Annotated in this window: 13 protein-coding genes and 1 pseudogene; 8 read left to right on the forward strand and 6 right to left on the reverse strand. The window is 56.3% G+C overall.

All coding sequences use genetic code 11. The annotated features are described in order from the left end of the window. Positions 1-6: 6 nt before the first annotated feature. Both mepM and lpxM read left to right on the forward strand, forming a co-directional pair. On the forward strand, positions 7-1,296 hold the full coding sequence (gene mepM, locus GM30_RS17495) for a murein DD-endopeptidase MepM (RefSeq protein WP_072094161.1): 1,290 nt from the start codon (positions 7-9) through the stop codon (positions 1,294-1,296). Between the two features lie 116 nt (positions 1,297-1,412). Next, positions 1,413-2,384 (forward strand): lauroyl-Kdo(2)-lipid IV(A) myristoyltransferase, encoded by a 972-nt coding sequence (lpxM, locus tag GM30_RS17500; RefSeq protein WP_049849664.1) that lies wholly within the window; start codon positions 1,413-1,415, stop codon positions 2,382-2,384. A 43-nt stretch (positions 2,385-2,427) separates the two neighbouring features. Here the strand turns inward: lpxM and pyk are convergent, their stop codons facing one another. After that, positions 2,428-3,870, reverse strand: a complete 1,443-nt coding sequence (gene pyk / locus GM30_RS17505) for a pyruvate kinase (RefSeq protein WP_049849665.1) — start codon at positions 3,868-3,870, stop codon at positions 2,428-2,430. A gap of 125 nt (positions 3,871-3,995) precedes the next feature. After that, positions 3,996-4,865 carry a MurR/RpiR family transcriptional regulator gene (locus GM30_RS17510; RefSeq protein WP_049849666.1) on the reverse strand — a complete coding sequence of 290 codons (870 nt, stop codon included), beginning with the start codon at positions 4,863-4,865 and terminating at the stop codon, positions 3,996-3,998. Between the two features lie 352 nt (positions 4,866-5,217). Here GM30_RS17510 and zwf point away from each other — a divergent pair, with 352 nt between their 5' ends. The 3 genes from zwf to GM30_RS17525 all read left to right on the forward strand — a co-directional run bounded on the left by zwf (position 5,218) and on the right by GM30_RS17525 (position 9,418). Continuing rightward, entirely contained in the window at positions 5,218-6,693 is a 1,476-nt protein-coding gene (zwf, locus tag GM30_RS17515) for a glucose-6-phosphate dehydrogenase (RefSeq protein ID WP_049849667.1), read from the forward strand. A gap of 235 nt (positions 6,694-6,928) precedes the next feature. Continuing rightward, positions 6,929-8,740: a phosphogluconate dehydratase gene (gene edd, locus GM30_RS17520; protein ID WP_049849668.1), complete on the forward strand. Its 1,812-nt coding sequence runs from the start codon at positions 6,929-6,931 to the stop codon at positions 8,738-8,740. Between the two features lie 39 nt (positions 8,741-8,779). After that, complete coding sequence (locus GM30_RS17525; RefSeq protein ID WP_049849669.1) at positions 8,780-9,418, forward strand: bifunctional 4-hydroxy-2-oxoglutarate aldolase/2-dehydro-3-deoxy-phosphogluconate aldolase; 639 nt, start codon at positions 8,780-8,782, stop codon at positions 9,416-9,418. 43 nt (positions 9,419-9,461) lie between these two features. Here the strand turns inward: GM30_RS17525 and purT are convergent. Then, positions 9,462-10,639, reverse strand: a pseudogene (gene purT, locus GM30_RS17530) (formate-dependent phosphoribosylglycinamide formyltransferase). A gap of 166 nt (positions 10,640-10,805) precedes the next feature. Here purT and GM30_RS17535 point away from each other — a divergent pair. Together GM30_RS17535 and ptrB are read left to right on the forward strand one after the other, a co-directional pair. Beyond that, complete coding sequence (locus GM30_RS17535) at positions 10,806-11,459, forward strand: tellurite resistance TerB family protein (RefSeq protein WP_049849670.1); 654 nt, start codon at positions 10,806-10,808, stop codon at positions 11,457-11,459. Between the two features lie 79 nt (positions 11,460-11,538). Further along, positions 11,539-13,599: an oligopeptidase B gene (gene ptrB / locus GM30_RS17540; protein ID WP_049849671.1), complete on the forward strand. Its 2,061-nt coding sequence runs from the start codon at positions 11,539-11,541 to the stop codon at positions 13,597-13,599. Here the strand turns inward: ptrB and exoX are convergent, their stop codons facing one another. From exoX to GM30_RS17555, 3 genes are all read right to left on the reverse strand, one after another. After that, positions 13,600-14,259 (reverse strand): exodeoxyribonuclease X, encoded by a 660-nt coding sequence (gene exoX, locus GM30_RS17545; protein ID WP_049849672.1) that lies wholly within the window; start codon positions 14,257-14,259, stop codon positions 13,600-13,602. It lies immediately after the preceding gene. 24 nt (positions 14,260-14,283) lie between these two features. Continuing rightward, positions 14,284-14,952 (reverse strand): carbon-nitrogen hydrolase family protein, encoded by a 669-nt coding sequence (locus tag GM30_RS17550; RefSeq protein ID WP_049849673.1) that lies wholly within the window; start codon positions 14,950-14,952, stop codon positions 14,284-14,286. Positions 14,953-15,064: 112 nt separating this feature from the next. Continuing rightward, entirely contained in the window at positions 15,065-15,295 is a 231-nt protein-coding gene (locus GM30_RS17555) for a DNA polymerase III subunit theta (RefSeq protein WP_072091842.1), read from the reverse strand. 136 nt (positions 15,296-15,431) lie between these two features. Here GM30_RS17555 and yobA point away from each other — a divergent pair, with 136 nt between their 5' ends. After that, entirely contained in the window at positions 15,432-15,806 is a 375-nt protein-coding gene (gene yobA, locus GM30_RS17560) for a CopC domain-containing protein YobA (RefSeq protein ID WP_049849674.1), read from the forward strand. Position 15,807 lies beyond the last annotated feature (1 nt).

Consider the following 15,807-nt stretch of genomic DNA (forward strand, 5'->3'; position numbering starts at 1 on the left):
GAATACGTGCAACAGATAGCCCGCTCTGTCGCCCTGGCATTTAATAACTTGCCGCGACCTCACCGCGTAATGCTGGGGTCGCTGACCGTTCTTACTTTAGCGGTCGCCGTCTGGCGACCCTATGTTTACCATCCTGAATCCGCACCGATTGTCAGAACCATTGAGCTTGAGAAAAACGAAATTCGTTCTCTGCTGCCTGAAGCCAGTGAACCTATCGACCAGTCCGCGCAGGAAGATGAAGCCATTCCGCAGGATGAGCTTGACGATAAAATCGCCAGCGAAGCCGGGGTACATGAGTATGTGGTCTCTACCGGCGATACGCTCAGCAGCATTCTGAATCAGTATGGCATCGACATGGGTGATATCACCCAACTGGCGACTGCCGATAAAGAGTTGCGCAACNTCACCGCTGAAGGCGATCTGCAGCGTCTGACCTGGGAAATGTCCCGCCGCGAAACCCGCACCTACGATCGTACCGCGACCGGTTTCAACATGAGCAGCGAAATGCAGCAGGGTGACTGGGTTAACAGCACCCTGAACGGCACCGTGGGTGGCAGCTTTGTTGCCAGCGCGCGGGCAGCGGGCCTGACCAGCGGTGAAGTGAGCGCAGTGATCAAAGCCATGCAGTGGCAGATGGACTTCCGCAAACTGAAAAAAGGCGATCAGTTCTCCGTATTGATGTCCCGTGAAATGCTGGACGGCAAGCGTGAACAGAGCCAGTTGCTGGGCGTGCGTCTGCGCTCCGCCGGTAAAGATTACTACGCGATCCGCGCCGAAGACGGCAAATTCTACGACCGTAACGGTACGGGTCTCGCAAAAGGCTTCCTGCGTTTCCCGACCGCACGTCAGTTCCGTGTGTCGTCCAACTTTAACCCGCGTCGCCAGAACCCGGTAACGGGTCGTGTCGCACCGCACCGTGGCGTCGATTTCGCCATGCCGCAGGGCACGCCGGTGCTCTCGGTCGGTGATGGCGAAGTGGTTGTAGCGAAACGCAGTGGTGCCGCAGGTTATTACGTTGCGATTCGTCATGGCCGTACCTACACCACGCGCTATATGCACCTGCGCAAAATGCTGGTGAAACCGGGTCAGAAAGTGAAACGTGGCGACCGCATCGCGCTGTCCGGCAACACCGGGCGTTCGACCGGGCCGCATCTGCACTATGAAGTGTGGATCAACCAGCAGGCGGTTAACCCGCTGACGGCGAAACTGCCGCGCACCGAAGGTCTGACCGGATCCGATCGCCGCGATTACCTGGCGCAGGCGAAAGAGGTGATCCCGCAACTGCGTTTCGACTAGAAGCCGTCATTTCTCAGGCCGGTGCCTCTGTGCACCGGCTTTTTGTTTTGTGCGTAAGCGGACACCTCGCTACACTATCCCATTATCTTTAATTGCTCGCGCAACTGTGAACCTGCATGGAAACGAAAAAAAATAATAGTGAGTTTATTCCTGTCTTTGAAAAATCTTTTTTGCACCCGCGCTTCTGGGGCTCCTGGCTGGGCGTTGCCGCCTTTGCGGGTATTGCGTTAACGCCGCCGTCCTTTCGCGATCCGCTGCTTGGCAAGCTCGGAAAAATGGTCGGGCGACTGGCCCGCAGTTCACGCCGTCGTGCGCAAATCAATCTGCTGTACTGCTTCCCGGAAAAGAGCGAGCAGGAGCGAGAAGCGATGATCGATGCGATGTACGCCACCGCGCCACAGGCGATGGTGATGATGGCCGAGCTGGGCCTGCGCGATCCAAAGAAAGTGATGAAGCGCGTGGACTGGCGTGGCAAAGACATTATCGATGAGATGCAGCGCAATAACGAGAAGGTGATTTTTCTCGTGCCGCATGGCTGGGGCGTGGATATTCCGGCAATGCTGATGGCGTCACAGGGACAGATGATGGCGGCGATGTTCCATAACCAGGGCAACCCGGTCTTTGATTACGTCTGGAACACCGTACGACGCCGTTTTGGTGGCCGTATGCACGCCCGCAACGACGGTATCAAACCGTTTATTCAGTCGGTGCGTCAGGGCTACTGGGGCTACTATCTGCCGGATCAGGACCACGGCGAAGAGCACAGCGAATTCGTTGATTTCTTTGGCACCTATAAAGCGACGCTGCCAGCGATTGGCCGCCTGATGAAAGTCTGCCGCGCCCGGGTGGTGCCGCTGTTCCCGGTTTACGATGGCAAAACCCACCGCCTGACGGTCGAAGTTCGCCCGCCGATGGATGATCTGCTGAAGGCGGACGACAACACTATCGCCCGGCGGATGAACGAGGAAGTGGAGATTTTTGTCACGCCGCATCCTGAGCAGTACACCTGGATCCTCAAACTGCTGAAAACGCGCAAGCCGGGTGAAACCGAACCCTATAAACGCAAAGAGCTGTTTCCGAAGAAATAAAAAAGCGCCCGTCGGGGCGCTTTGTCGTTCTGGCGGCGAGCGTTTACTCGACAGTCATCACGCGGGTGGTATTGGTAGAGCCGATGGTGCTCATCACGTCGCCCTGGGTGACGATCACGATATCACCGGACATCAGATAGCCTTTATCACGCAGCAGATTCACCGCATCGTTGGCGGCGGCAACGCCGTCGTTGTCGCTGTCGAAGAACACCGGGGTTACACCACGGTAGAGCGCGGTCAGGTTCAGAGTACGTTCATGACGGGACATAGCGAAAATCGGCAGGCCGGAGCTGATGCGCGAGGTCATCAGCGCGGTGCGACCGGATTCGGTCATGGTAATAATCGCCGTCACGCCTTTCAGGTGGTTTGCCGCATACATCGCTGACATGGCAATCGCTTCTTCAACGTTATCAAATTCCACGTCGAGGCGGTGTTTAGAAACGTTAATGCTCGGGATTTTCTCAGCGCCGAGGCAAACGCGTGCCATCGCGGCAACGGTTTCCGCCGGATACTGACCCGCCGCGGTTTCCGCAGAAAGCATTACGGCGTCGGTGCCGTCGAGCACGGCGTTCGCCACGTCCATCACTTCCGCACGGGTTGGCATCGGGTTAGTGATCATCGATTCCATCATCTGCGTTGCGGTGATCACCGCGCGGTTCAGCTTACGGGCGCGGCGGATCAGGGCTTTCTGAATGCCGACCAGTTCCGGGTCACCGATTTCCACACCGAGGTCGCCACGGGCTACCATCACCACGTCAGAAGCCAGAATGATGTCATCCATTGCGTCCTGGGTGCAGACGGCTTCTGCACGCTCAACTTTAGCGACGATTTTGGCGTCACAGCCGGCATCGCGCGCCAGGCGGCGGGCGTAGTTAAGATCTTCGCCGCAGCGCGGGAAGGAGACGGCCAGGTAGTCAACGCTGATTTGCGCCGCGGTCTGGATATCCGCTTTGTCTTTTTCAGTCAATGCTTCGGCAGACAGACCGCCGCCGAGTTTGTTGATGCCTTTGTTGTTGGAGAGCGGGCCACCGACAGTCACTTCGGTGAACACTTTCATCCCCTGGACTTCCAGGACTTTTAACTGCACGCGACCATCGTCGAGCAGCAGAATGTCGCCAGGGACCACGTCCGCTGGCAGACCTTTATAGTCGATGCCGACCTTTTCTTTATCGCCTTCGCCTTTACCCAAGCTTGCATCGAGCAGGAATTTATCGCCGATATTGAGGAAAACTTTGCCTTCTTTGAAGGTAGAAACACGGATTTTTGGCCCCTGCAAATCGCCGAGGATGGCGACGTGGCGGCCCAGTTTGGCTGCAATTTCACGCACTTTATCAGCACGCAGTTTGTGGTCTTCCGGGGTGCCGTGAGAGAAATTCATACGCACTACGTTAGCGCCAGCCGCAATAATTTTTTCGAGATTATTGTCGCGGTCAGTAGCCGGGCCTAACGTGGTGACAATCTTAGTTCTGCGAAGCCTTCTGGACATGTAATACTCCGTTGACTGAAACAACTTTGGTGTTGCGTGAACAGGAATTCAGGTGTCGTTCCTCACGTTAACTCTGGAGGAACTTAACCGAATGTACAAATAAGTTACAACCTGGTTTTCGATTTTTAATGATTATCGCTGCGCAGCAGCAATTCCTTATCAAAACGCGATTCTTTCAGCGCTTCTTTGACTCTCTTCAAGTTATCTCTGAATTTTGCCCCCCGGCGTAGCGTAAAACCCGTCGCCAGGACGTCAATAACAGTTAATTGTGCCAGGCGCGAAACCATAGGCATGTAAATGTCAGTATCTTCCGGTACGTCGAGCGTAATTGCCAGGCTGGCCTCTCGGGCAAGCGGTGTGCCGGGAGAGGTAATGGCGATCACCATGGCATCGTTTTCGCGGGCCAGCTGTGCCAGTTCGACCTGGCTTTTAGTTCTGCCGGTGTGGGAAATCAGCACCACAACGTCGTCATCGCTGCAATTCATACAACTCATACGTTGCAGAACGATGTCGTCGGAATAGATAACGGGCACGTTGAAGCGGAAGAATTTGTTCATCGCGTCATGCGCAACCGCGGCCGAGGAGCCGAGGCCGAAAAAGGCGATCTTATTCGCCTGCGTAAGCAGGTCAACCGCACGATTTACTGCGCCCATATCCAGCGACTGACGAACGTGGTCGAGGCTCGCCATCGCCGATTCGAAGATTTTGCTGGTATAGGCTTCTACACTGTCATCTTCATCAACGTTGCGATTAACATAGGGCGTGCCGTTAGCGATGCTTTGCGCCAGATGCAGCTTGAAGTCCGGGAAACCGCGGGTTTCAAGGCTGCGGCAAAAACGGTTTACCGTGGGTTCACTGACGCCGGCTTGCAGCGCCAGGGTGGCAATGCTTGAATGGATGGCCTGAGCCGGGTCGGCGAGGATAACTTCAGCCACTTTGCGTTCAGATTTGCTAAGGTGTTCAAGGTGGTACTGGATTTTTTCAAGCATGTTCATTATTAAACGCTCATCAACTTAAGCGATTTCTGAAATGGGTGAAATCGTCATGCGAATTAGCAAGAATATACCCCTCGGGAGAACGTAAGGGTAAAGAACAACGAGCGGAAATGTTGTTTTTTTTCATTACTTGATCAGAGTCGTGTTTTAACGACAGCGTTCAGGGCGAAAGAACGAACAAAATTAGCCACTTGCCTGAAACCGGCGCGCGCACTTTTTCAAAGGATGCGCTTTAGCGGCGCAAATCGCGGAATAGGGTTTCGGGAAATACGTAAACACAGTACAGTGCACCGTAATAAAATTACAACGAAGTCCTGGCGCCAACGCCGGGAAATCAACTAAGGAGAATGACATGGCGGTAACGCAAACAGCCCAGGCATGTGATCTGGTCATTTTCGGCGCCAAGGGAGATCTGGCTCGTCGAAAATTGCTGCCTTCCCTGTATCAGCTCGAAAAATCAGGTCAAATTCACCCTGACACTCGCATCATCGGGGTTGGACGCGCAGACTGGGACAAAGACGCGTACACCAGGGTCGTGCGTGAAGCACTGGAAACCTTCATGAAGGAAAAAATTGATGAAGGTTTATGGGATACGCTGAGCGGCCGACTGGATTTCTGCAATCTGGACGTCAACGACACCAAAGCCTTTACCCGCCTTGGCAAAATGCTCGATCAAAAAGAGCGCGTCACTATTAACTATTTCGCCATGCCGCCCAGCACCTTTGGCGCGATCTGCAAAGGGCTCGGCGAGGCAAAACTGAACGCCAAACCGGCGCGCGTGGTGATGGAAAAACCGCTGGGTACGTCGCTTGAGACCTCCCGTGAAATCAACGACCAGGTCGGCACGTATTTTGATGAATGCCAGGTTTACCGCATCGACCACTATCTGGGTAAAGAGACGGTACTGAACCTGCTGGCGCTGCGCTTCGCTAACTCGCTGTTCGTTAACAACTGGGATAACCGCACGATCGATCATGTGGAAATCACCGTTGCGGAAGAAGTGGGGATTGAAGGCCGCTGGGGTTACTTCGACCAGGCCGGTCAGATGCGCGACATGATCCAGAACCATCTGCTGCAGATCCTGTGCATGATCGCAATGTCGCCGCCGTCAGACCTCAGCGCAGACAGCATCCGTGATGAAAAAGTCAAAGTGCTGAAATCGCTGCGTCGCATTGACCGTTCCAATGTCCGTGAAAAAACCGTCCGGGGTCAGTACACCACCGGATTTGCGCAGGGCAAAAAAGTGCCGGGCTATCTGGAAGAAGAGGGCGCCAACAAGAGCAGCAATACTGAAACGTTTGTGGCGATCCGCGTCGACATCGACAACTGGCGCTGGGCGGGCGTGCCGTTCTATCTGCGTACCGGTAAACGTCTGCCGACCAAATGTTCTGAAGTGGTGGTTTACTTCAAAACGCCTGAGCTGAACCTGTTCAAAGAGTCCTGGCAGGATCTGCCGCAGAACAAGCTGACCATTCGTCTGCAGCCGGACGAAGGCGTGGATATCCAGGTGCTCAACAAAGTGCCGGGTCTCGACCACAAACATAACCTGCAGATCACCAAGCTGGATCTGAGCTACTCCGAAACCTTCAATCAAACGCACCTGGCAGACGCTTACGAGCGCCTGCTGCTGGAAACCATGCGTGGCATTCAGGCGCTGTTCGTGCGTCGTGATGAAGTCGAAGAGGCGTGGAAATGGGTTGACTCCATTACCGAAGCCTGGGCTGCCGATCAGGATGCGCCGAAACCGTATCAGGCAGGCACCTGGGGACCGGTCGCGTCCGTGGCGATGATCACCCGTGATGGCCGTTCCTGGAACGAGTTTGAATAAGCCAGATGAGGTTATCCAGAGGTGTTATTTTACCGGTAACATGATCTGATACACATTAATGGTGATTTTTTGCACTAATAAGCTCCGCGTGGATTTCCCCGCGGAGTTTTTTTTATTACACTGACTGAAGCGATTTTGCCCCTGAGCTCCGGCATTCAAGCGTTTCAGCATTGTTAAACATTACTGACAGTCTTGTTAATCCCGCGGCCCGGACAGATAAATTTGAGGAGCTTCTATGAACCCGATAATGTTACGCGTAACACAGCGAATCATTGACCGCTCGCGGGAGACCCGCGCGGCGTACCTCGAACGGATTAACCAGGCAAAGGCGGAGACCGTACACCGATCTCAACTGGCCTGCGGTAACCTGGCGCACGGCTTCGCCGCCTGCCAGCCTGACGATAAAGCCGCGCTGAAAAGCATGCTGCGTAACAATATCGCCATCATTACCTCCTACAACGACATGCTGTCGGCGCATCAGCCGTACGAACACTACCCGGACATCATTCGCAAAGCGCTGCACAGCGCTAACGCGGTCGGCCAGGTGGCGGGCGGCGTACCGGCGATGTGCGACGGCGTGACGCAGGGGCAGGACGGGATGGAGCTGTCATTGCTGAGCCGCGAAGTGATTGCCATGTCGGCGGCGGTGGGGCTGTCTCATAACATGTTTGACGGCGCGCTGTATCTTGGCGTGTGCGACAAAATCGTCCCCGGCCTGGCGATGGCGGCGCTGTCGTTTGGTCATCTCCCGTCGATCTTTATTCCGTCCGGCCCGATGGCCAGCGGACTGCCGAACAAAGAGAAAGTCCGCATCCGCCAGCTGTATGCGGAAGGCAAAGTCGATCGCATGGCGCTGCTGGAATCAGAAGCCGCGTCGTATCATGCGCCGGGCACCTGTACATTCTACGGCACGGCGAACACCAACCAGATGGTCATCGAGTTTATGGGGATGCAACTGCCGGGCTCGTCGTTTGTACACCCGGATGCGCCGCTGCGTGAGGCGTTAACCGCTGCCGCCGCGCGTCAGGTGACCCGCATGACCGGCAACGGTAACGAATGGATGCCGCTCGGCAAAATGTTTGATGAAAAAGTGGTGGTCAACGGTATCGTCGCGCTACTGGCGACCGGCGGCTCGACCAACCACACCATGCACCTGGTGGCGATGGCGCGCGCGGCGGGCATTATCATCAACTGGGACGATTTCTCTGACCTTTCTGACGTGGTGCCGTTAATGGCGCGTCTCTACCCGAACGGCCCGGCCGATATCAACCACTTCCAGGCTGCCGGTGGTGTGCCGGTGCTGGTGCGCGAGCTGCTGAAAGGCGGTCTGCTGCATGAAGATGTCAACACCGTCGCGGGCTTTGGCCTGACGCGCTACACCATGGAGCCGTGGCTCAACAACGGCGAGCTGGACTGGCGTGAAGGGGCGGCCGCGTCGCTGGACAGCGACATCATTGCCACCTTCGACAACCCGTTCTCGCATCATGGCGGCACCAAAGTGCTGAGCGGCAACCTTGGCCGCGCGGTCATGAAAACGTCCGCTGTGCCGGTTGAGAATCAGATTATTGAAGCGCCAGCGGTGGTCTTTGAGAGTCAGCACGACGTACTGCCTGCTTTTGAAGCCGGGCTGCTGGATAAAGATTGTGTCGTTGTGGTGCGCCATCAGGGGCCAAAAGCCAACGGCATGCCAGAATTACATAAACTTATGCCGCCTTTAGGTGTATTATTGGACCGCCGTTTCAAAATCGCGTTAGTTACCGATGGACGACTCTCTGGCGCTTCAGGTAAAGTGCCGTCAGCTATCCATGTGACCCCGGAAGCGTATGACGGCGGTCTGTTAGCCAGAGTTCGCGATGGCGACATGATTCGCGTGAACGGGCAGACCGGGGAACTGACGCTGCTGGTGGACGATGCCGAACTGGCCGCCCGTCAGCCGCATATTCCTGACCTGAGCGCCTCGCGCACAGGCACCGGCCGCGAACTGTTTGGCGCGTTGCGTGAAAAACTGTCCGGCGCAGAGCAGGGTGCAACCTGCATCACCTTTTAAGACGACAAGAATTATCGATCTGGCGAGAGAAAAACTCTGATGAAAAACTGGAAAACAACAGCAGAAACAATCCTGACCAACGGCCCTGTAGTACCGGTTATCGTAGTGAAAAAGCTGGAACATGCGGTGCCGATGGCGAAAGCGCTGGTGGCCGGTGGTGTCCGCGTGCTGGAAGTGACTCTGCGTACCGACTGTGCGCTTGACGCGATCCGCGCCATTGCCAAAGAAGTGCCTGACGCGATCATCGGTGCGGGTACCGTCACCAATGTTAAACAGCTGAAAGAAGTGACCGACGCGGGCGCGCAGTTCGCCATCAGCCCGGGCCTGACCGAGCCGCTGCTGAAAGCCGCAACAGAAGGCACTATTCCACTGATCCCGGGTATCAGCACCGTTTCTGAACTGATGCTGGGCATGGACTACGGTCTGAAAGAGTTTAAATTCTTCCCTGCGGAAGCCAACGGCGGCGTGAAAGCGCTGCAGGCGATTGCCGGACCGTTCGGCAATATCCGTTTCTGCCCGACCGGTGGTATTTCCCCGGCGAACTACCGTGATTACCTGGCGCTGAAAAGCGTGCTGTGTATCGGCGGCTCCTGGCTGGTTCCGGCCGACGCGCTGGAAGCGGGTGACTGGGATCGCATCACTAAACTGGCGCGCGAAGCCGTAGAAGGCGCGAAGTAAGTTCGAAATAAGCCTGGTGGCATCGCGCCGCCAGGCTTTTTTATTACCCTTTCACCACCACAGACGACGCCGCGGCTTTTGCTTTCGCGACCGCCTGCTCGATATCTTCCGCCACAGCAAGCGCCACGCCTAAGCGACGGGAACCGTCGATGTCCGGCTTACCAAACAGACGCAACTGCACGCCGGCGCCAACCGCCGCCTGCACGTTATCAAAGGTGACATTCTGACTGGTCAGTTGCGGCAGGGTCACCCCCCGGCCGAGGGACCGTACTGACGAATGCCACCGACGGGCAAGCCAAGAAACGCGCGAACGTGCAGGGCGAATTCCGACACATCCTGCGAAATCAGCGTCACCATGCCGGTATCATGCGGGCGCGGCGAGACTTCGCTGAAAATTACCTCATCCCCGCAGACAAACAGTTCCACGCCAAACAGGCCATAACCGCCCAGCGCCAGCACCACTTTTTGGGCGATTTCTTCCGCGCGTGCCTGCGCCAGCGGGCTCATCTGTTGCGGCTGCCAGGATTCACGATAATCGCCATCTTCCTGACGATGACCGATCGGCGCGCAGAAATGGACGCCATCAACGGCGCTGACGGTGAGCAGGGTGATTTCAAAATCAAATTCCACCACGCCTTCGACGATAACGCGTCCGGCACCGGCACGGCCGCCCTGTTGAGCGTACTGCCAGGCATCGCTCAGCTGTGCAGCGGAGCGGATAAAGCTCTGGCCTTTACCCGACGAGCTCATCACCGGTTTGACGATGCACGGTAAACCAATGGCCGCAACGGCTTCCTGGAAGGCACTTTCGCTGTCGGCAAAACGGTAGGCGGAAGTCGGCAGCGCCAGTGCTTCTGCGGCAAGGCGGCGAATGCCTTCGCGGTTCATGGTCAGTTTTGCGGCGCGGGCGCAGGGCACCACTTTTTGGCCGGCGGCTTCCAGTTCGATTAGCATATCGGTGGCGATCGCTTCGATCTCCGGCACCACAAAATCAGGTTTTTCCTGTTCGACCAGCGCCTTCAGGGCGTTGCCATCCAGCATGTTAATGACGTGAGAACGATGCGCGACATGCATCGCGGGCGCATCGGCATAGCGGTCGACCGCGATCACTTCGAGACCCAGCCGCTGGCACTCAATGGCGACCTCTTTGCCCAGTTCTCCAGAACCCAATAACATCACGCGCGTGGCCGAAGGGCGCAGCGCGGTTCCTAATAAAGTCATAACGATTTCCCGGGATAAAAAGCGATGGCGCATTATAAACGAAAACGTTTGCGTCTGTCTTGCTGACCAGGGCAAGACTTATTTGCGCTTCTTTAGCTGAAACAGACATTTCCTGACATCACCCTGTTTATTCTGTGGTTTACGTCTATCCATTTTGGGGTGAAACATGGCTAACTGGTTAAATCAATTACAGTCGTTACTGGGGCAAAACAGCGGCACGGCATCCTCAGGAAACCAACAGGGATTAAATAACCTGCTGGTACCCGGTGCGCTGGGCGGGCTGGCAGGGCTGTTGCTCTCCAGCAAGTCGTCGCGCAAGCTGCTGGCGAAATATGGCACCAGCGCGCTGCTGGCGGGTGGTGGCGCGATTGCCGGCACGGTGCTGTGGAACAAGTATAAAGATCGGATGGGCAGTACGGCGCAGCCCCAGCCCGTACAGGAGATGCCGCAGGCGACGCTTGATGCGCGCACGGAGCGGCTGATTCTGGCGCTGGTGTTTGCCGCTAAAAGTGACGGACATATCGACGACAAAGAGCGGGCGGCCATTGAACAGCAGCTGCGCGAAGCCGGCGTCGAGGCGCAAGGCAGAGCGCTGGTGACGCAGGCCATCGAACAACCGCTCGATCCGCAGCGGCTGGCGCGCGATGTGCAGAACGAGGAAGAGGCGCTTGAACTCTATTTCCTCAGCTGTGCCGCCATCGATATCGATCACTTTATGGAGCGCAGCTATCTGAATGCGCTTGGCGAGGCGCTAAAGATCCCTCAGGACGTTCGCACGAGCATCGAACAGGATCTTCAGCAGCAAAAACAGGCGCTTTAGCGGTTCCGTGATAGGTTTCGCTTGCATCATCGCTGACTTTTGCCACCCTTAGAGGATGTGGAATAAAAAGTACAATGCAATGTTACCAAAAGCGAAAAAACGCCCTCACGCCATGACTTTGCATGGCGATACACGAATCGATAATTACTACTGGCTGCGTGACGACACCCGTTCGCAGCCGGAAGTCCTTGAGTACCTGAAACAGGAAAACGACTACGGTCGGCGGGTGATGGACACCCAGAGCGCGCTGCAGGACAGGGTGCTCAAAGAAATTGTCGATCGCATTCCGCAGCAGGAAATGTCTGCTCCTTATACCCGCAATGGCTACCGCTACCGGTATCGCTACGAAGCGGGCTGCGAATACGCTATTTATGAGCGCCAGTCGGTGATCAAAGCGGAGTGGGAAGCGTGGGACGTGCTGCTCGACGCCAACCAGCGCGCCTCGCACAGCGAGTTTTACACGCTCGGCAGCATGGTGATCTCACCTGATAACACCATTATGGCGCTGGCGGAGGATTATCTTTCGCGGCGTCAGTACGGGCTGCGGCTGAAAAATCTGGAGAGCGGAAACTGGTATCCTGAACTGCTGGATAACGTCACACCGGATGTGGTGTGGGGTAATGACTCCATGACGCTCTACTATGTGCGTAAGCATCCCGTTACGCTGCTGCCGTATCAGGTCTGGCGGCATACGGTCGGCACGCCGATGGCCTCCGATGAACTGGTGTATGAAGAGCACGACGAGACCTTTTACGTCAGCCTGCACAAAACCACGTCACGCCACTTTGTGCTGATCTATTTAGCCAGCGCCACGACCAGCGAAGTGCTGCAGCTGGACGCCGAACTGCCGGACGCGCAGCCGGATATTTTTCTGCCGCGCCGCAAAGATCATGAATACAGTCTCGACCATTATCAGCACCGCTTTTATGTGCGCTCCAACCGCGACGGCAAAAACTTCGGTCTGTACCGCTCCACGGTGCGCGACGAGGGCCAGTGGGAGACGCTCATTCCTGCGCGTGACGAAGTGATGCTGGAAGGTTTTACGCTGTTTACCGACTGGCTGGTGGTTGAAGAGCGCCAGAGGGGGCTCACCAGCCTGCGGCAAATCAACCGCAAAACGCGCGAAGTGACCGGTATCGCCTTTGACGATCCCGCGTATGTCACCTGGCTTGCCTATAACCCGGAGCCGGAAACGTCCCGTCTGCGCTACGGCTATTCGTCGATGACCACGCCCACAACGCTGTTTGAACTGGACATGGACACCGGCGAGCGGCGAGTGCTGAAACAGCAGGAAGTTAAGGGATTCGACAGCAGCTTATACCGCAGCGAGCACCTGTGGGTCACAGCGCGCGATGGCGTGGAAGTGCCCGTGTCACTGGTTTATCACAAAGAACACTTTCACAAAGGCGGCAACCCGCTGCTGGTGTACGGCTACGGCTCTTATGGTTCCTGTATGGATGCAGATTTCAGTACCAGCCGCCTGAGTTTGCTTGACCGTGGTTTTGTGTTCGCCATTGCGCACATTCGAGGCGGTGGCGAGCTGGGGCAGACGTGGTATGAAGACGGCAAATTTCTGCGCAAGAAAAATACCTTTAATGATTATCTCGATGTCTGCGACGCGCTGCTGGAGCAGGGGTACGGCAACCCGGATCTCTGTTTCGGCATGGGCGGCAGCGCAGGCGGACTGTTGATGGGCGCGGCCATTAACCAGCGGCCATCGCTGTTCCATGGCGTTATCGCCCAGGTGCCGTTTGTCGACGTGCTGACCACCATGCTGGACGAATCTATCCCGCTGACCACCGGTGAGTTTGAGGAGTGGGGCGATCCGAAGAATGTGGAATATTACCACTATATGAAAAGCTACAGCCCCTACGATAACGTTGAAGCAAAAGCCTATCCGCATCTGCTGGTCACCACCGGCCTGCATGATTCGCAGGTACAGTACTGGGAACCGGCGAAATGGGTGGCGAAGCTGCGCGAAATGAAAACTAACGACAGCCTGCTGTTGCTCTGTACCGACATGGATTCAGGGCATGGTGGGAAATCCGGGCGATTCAAAAGCTATGAAGGTGTGGCGATGGAATATACCTTTCTGATTGCGCTGGCGCAGGAGACGCTGCCGGGTCATCCGGCAGGGTAATCATTCGCCGAGATAATGCTTGAGGGTTAACCGCAGCTCCGGGCTCATCCGATCCAGGTTATTGAACAGCCAGCGCAGATAACCCGGGTCGTCCTGCGCCACTTCCGCTACGGGTTTACCGCGGTATTTGCCGAAGCTGAACGTCGTCACCAGCCCGGGACGGCCAGTGATGTCCGCCATTTCGTCAGGCGTCCAGCCGGACACATTCATGATATCGATGAGCAGCGCGGCAGTGATATAGCAGTCATACAGCGCGCGGTGATGATGCAGCCCTGACGGCGGCGTTACGCTGAGCTTGCGCGATTTATACAGCGCCATGTTGCTGTATTTGATGCCCGGCCACAGCCGACGCGCCAGCTTCATGGTGCAGATCCATTCGCCACGCATTTCTGGCAACACCCGACGGTCAAAGCTGGCGTTATGTGCCACATACCAGCTGCTACCCTGATACTGAGGAACGATCTCCTCAATCCACGGTTGGTCGGCAACCATGGCTTCGGTGATCCGATGGATCGCCATCGCCTGCGGGCTGATGGGGCGATCCGGGCGTACGAGGTGGCTCATCGGATTGGTAATCACCCCATCAACGACATCCACAGACGCAATTTCAACAATGCCGCCTTGCAGTCCGCAGGTTTCCGTATCGATAACGCGCAGCATGGCTCACTCCTGGCCTTAAAAAGGTTAGCGTAAAGGAATGATGTCACCTTGCCAACCCTCGGCATGCTTTTGCCCGGTCAGCAGCAGTTCGCCGCGATCGGCGCGGACAATCAACTGGCCTTGCTCATCCCATAACGCGCTGCCGCCGAGCAGCGTGCCGCTGGCGTAATCGGATTTGAGCACCGCAATGGCATACCGGTGGGCAAAGCGCTGTAACGTGGCGGTGGACTGTTGCTCCAGCGGCTCGTCGGGGCAGTAGCCTGTTGCCAGCAGTGAAGCTTTGGGATCAAGCTCGGCGGCGTCGGCATCAAACGGCAGAACGCTGATCGTGGTTTGCAGCGGCGCGAGGCAGGCGCCTTTGCCCTGCGCACAGGTTACCGGCTCCTGTCTACCAGGAACAAAAATGGCCAGGCCTTTGACGGTCTTGCCGTTTTTGATCACCGGTAAACCGGCAATCACCATGATTTTGTGACGGGTGGCGGCCTCGCAGAGCGGGCGCAGTTCAGCGGCGTCGGGCGGTAACGGCAACGACGCGTTACGCAGCGGGCCGGTCAGCGATAATTCAGGGAAGAAAAGCACGTCACACGATGCCGCGGCGGCGGCGTCGATAAAGCGTAAATGGTGGGTAATATTTTCCGCAACGCTCCGGTTGCGCGGCTCATACTGAGCAGCTGCTATCGTCCATACAGGCATAGTGGCATCCTTAACACAATGTCCCGAAAACACAACGTCCCGAACTCAATCCTGAGTATAGTCGGCGTAGTCTAGCAGCGACAGTGTAAGGAAGCGTAACTATCAGTAAGGATTACTTTATTTTCGGCTCGTAGGGCAGACGGGAGAGAGAAACAGATGCCAGCCGGTGGGCGATCAGACGCTCGCGAAACCAGCTTCGCAGGTGCTCAGGCTGTTCGCGCTCAACCACTTCAGCCACCACCGGCATGTTATAGCGCTCTTTAAACACCACCCCTGCGGCAGCAAGGTCGACGTTGATTTTATCCATCTCTTCCTGGGGAAGTTTGGCCAGATTTGCGTACACAGCGTTCTCCTCTTTTTACGACGCAGAAATTACCCGGAGTGGCGAAGAATAACAAGTCCGGGCAGGGGAGCCTCGACTCCCGCATTATACAGGGTTATCCTCTGTGCGGCATGTATAACAAAAAGGAATGAAGAATATGGGATTCACCACATCGCGAATGTTACAGACGTCGGCTCTGCTGGTCAGCCTGTTGACCGCCACGGGCGCGTTGGCGCATGCGCATCTGAAAAATCAGTCACCAGCGGCAGACAGCCAGGTGACAGACGCTCCTCGCACGCTGACGCTGACCTTCTCTGAAGGCGTGGAAGCAAAATTCAGCGGTCTCACCCTCACCGGGCCTGAGCAGGCGAAAATCGCCACCGGGCCAGCCAGCGTGGATGAAAAAGACAACAAGCAACTGGTGGTTCCGCTCCAGCAGCCGCTGGCATCGGGCAACTATACCGTGGACTGGCACGTTGTTTCCGTTGACGGCCACAAAACGAAAGGGCAATACCATTTCAGTGTGAAATAAA

The sequence above is a fragment of the Trabulsiella odontotermitis genome (genome assembly GCF_001188485.1).
In the GTDB taxonomy this organism is placed as follows: domain Bacteria; phylum Pseudomonadota; class Gammaproteobacteria; order Enterobacterales; family Enterobacteriaceae; genus Trabulsiella; species Trabulsiella odontotermitis_A.

Bases quoted from the DNA above. Each gene is read 5' to 3' on its own strand.
- lpxM (WP_049849664.1), top strand. From the start codon at position 1,413: ATGGAAACGAAAAAAAATAATAGTGAGTTTATTCCTGTCTTTGAAAAA.
- pyk (WP_049849665.1), bottom strand. From the start codon at position 3,870: ATGTCCAGAAGGCTTCGCAGAACTAAGATTGTCACCACGTTAGGCCCG.
- GM30_RS17510 (WP_049849666.1), bottom strand. From the start codon at position 4,865: ATGAACATGCTTGAAAAAATCCAGTACCACCTTGAACACCTTAGCAAA.
- zwf (WP_049849667.1), top strand. From the start codon at position 5,218: ATGGCGGTAACGCAAACAGCCCAGGCATGTGATCTGGTCATTTTCGGC.
- edd (WP_049849668.1), top strand. From the start codon at position 6,929: ATGAACCCGATAATGTTACGCGTAACACAGCGAATCATTGACCGCTCG.
- GM30_RS17525 (WP_049849669.1), top strand. From the start codon at position 8,780: ATGAAAAACTGGAAAACAACAGCAGAAACAATCCTGACCAACGGCCCT.
- GM30_RS17535 (WP_049849670.1), top strand. From the start codon at position 10,806: ATGGCTAACTGGTTAAATCAATTACAGTCGTTACTGGGGCAAAACAGC.
- ptrB (WP_049849671.1), top strand. From the start codon at position 11,539: ATGTTACCAAAAGCGAAAAAACGCCCTCACGCCATGACTTTGCATGGC.
- exoX (WP_049849672.1), bottom strand. From the start codon at position 14,259: ATGCTGCGCGTTATCGATACGGAAACCTGCGGACTGCAAGGCGGCATT.
- GM30_RS17550 (WP_049849673.1), bottom strand. From the start codon at position 14,952: ATGCCTGTATGGACGATAGCAGCTGCTCAGTATGAGCCGCGCAACCGG.
- yobA (WP_049849674.1), top strand. From the start codon at position 15,432: ATGGGATTCACCACATCGCGAATGTTACAGACGTCGGCTCTGCTGGTC.